At 73.5% G+C, this 1,646-nt stretch carries 3 protein-coding genes; 2 read left to right on the forward strand and 1 reads right to left on the reverse strand.

The window, feature by feature from the left end; genetic code table 11:
* Positions 1 to 128 precede the first annotated feature (128 nt).
* Positions 129 to 416, reverse strand: coding sequence for a hypothetical protein (locus AC2W7M_RS25040; protein ID WP_486135774.1), 288 nt, complete (start codon positions 414 to 416; stop codon positions 129 to 131).
* A 383-nt stretch (positions 417 to 799) separates the two neighbouring features.
* Between AC2W7M_RS25040 and AC2W7M_RS25045 the strand changes: the two genes are divergently transcribed.
* Both AC2W7M_RS25045 and AC2W7M_RS25050 read left to right on the forward strand, forming a co-directional pair.
* On the forward strand, positions 800 to 1,342 hold the full coding sequence (locus AC2W7M_RS25045; RefSeq protein WP_486135775.1) for a hypothetical protein: 543 nt from the start codon (positions 800 to 802) through the stop codon (positions 1,340 to 1,342).
* The coding region (locus tag AC2W7M_RS25050; protein ID WP_486135777.1) for a helix-turn-helix domain-containing protein at positions 1,285 to 1,646 on the forward strand (362 nt) is incomplete at its 3' end. The genes AC2W7M_RS25045 and AC2W7M_RS25050, both read left to right, overlap by 58 nt.

The following is a 1,646-nucleotide window of genomic DNA, read 5'->3' on the forward strand; positions in this document are numbered from 1 at the left end:
ACTGGTCGGCCGCGGCCCTGTCGGCGCGCGCCGGAGCGCCGGCCGAGAGCGAGGGTCGCGAGGGCGAGCGCAGTCGCGGCAATCGTGGTCTTCATGGGGTGTTCTCCTTGCTTATGGATCGGGGCGGTTCAGCGGACGCCGACGCGGTTCACCGGACCGCCGAGATTGGCCGGGGCCACGCCGGGGCCGGGGCGCGCCGACGCCCGGAGCTCCGACGCCGCCAACGCAACCCACGGATATCCGGGACGGGTGCAATAGACCGCAGCGCGGGCAGCCGGGGCCGCCGGACGGGCGACGCACCCCTTGGGTACGCCCACGGTCTTGCAATAGACCACCGCATGCGCCGGCTGGGGCGCTGCGCCGAAGACCAAAGCTGCGGCCGCGCCGGCCAGCACGAGATGCGCGATCTTGGACATGGCTTTACTCCCTTGTTGGCGCCCGCATGCGCCGAAGCCCGAAGTCCCCATCCACCGGCAGCGGGGACCGGGCGCAAACCTGGGGGCGGTCACTCGAAAGCCTTCGCCGGTCGAATCAGGCGATCCTGCCTCCGGGCGCCATTAGAGCCGCGAAGCCGGCGCAGCCAATGGCGAAGTTGTGCTGCATCTTCCGCTGCGAAAGGCCGGCACAAGCTGCGTCCCGCCGGAAATCGGCGCCCGGGCGGGGTCCGAGGCTGGCCGCGCTGGGACCGAGGGGGCGGCGATTTCTGGCGGCCGGTTGGTTCAAATCCTGCCGATCGCCCCCTAGAATGCGCATCAAAAGCGGCCCCCGCCGCAGGACTGCGCAAGACGGACCGAGCGGCATGCCCCAGCCGACCGGGGCCATGCTCGCCCCCCTCACCGATGCTGCCGAAGCATGGCCGGACTGGCTCGCCGCGGGAGCGGGACCGCAGGCGCAGGCGGCCCTCAAGGCGTCCGCCGGCTTCGAGGCGGCGATGCTGGCCGCGGCGCGGGGCACGGTGGAGGCCTACGACAACCACCCCCTGCTCAACCGCGTGCTGAACGACCGCGGGCGCATGATGTTCTCGTTCCTCGCCTTCTATCTCGACGCCCAGCCGGAGGGCGCGGGCATCACGGCCGCGCGCATGACCGGCCTGTGCCACGAGACGGGGCTGTGCAGCCACGGGCGCGCCAAGGCGCTGCTCGCCCTCATGCGCTGGAGCGGCTACCTCGCTCGCGGACGGCAAGGGCGACCGGCGCGAGCGGCCGCTGGCGCCGCCGCGCGCATGTGGGAGTCGTTCCGCACCGATGGCGCCTGCATTTCGCCGCCATGGAACCGCTCGGCGCCGTGGCCACGCAGGCGCTGGCGGTGCTCGACGATCCGCCGTTCTGCCGGGCGCTGGTGACCGCCATCGGCGAGAGTTTCCGGTGCGGCTTCCGCGTGCTCGACGCCGCGCCGCGCCTTGCGCCGTTCGCCGACCGGGACGGCGGCATCATCCTCTTGTTCGCGCTTCTGGTCGCGGGCGAGGCGGGCGCGCCGCCGCCCACGGTGGCGGAGCTCGCGCGGCGCTTCCGCCTTTCGCGCACCCATGTCCTCCAGGTCCTGCGCGACGCCATGGACGCGGGCCTCGTGGTGCGGGAGGCCGGCCGGGAGGGCGAACACCAGGGCTACCGGCTCGCCGCGGCGGGCCGGCGCCGCGATCGCGGACT

This window comes from Xanthobacter sp. BG11Y11_SDJG (assembly GCF_057364445.1).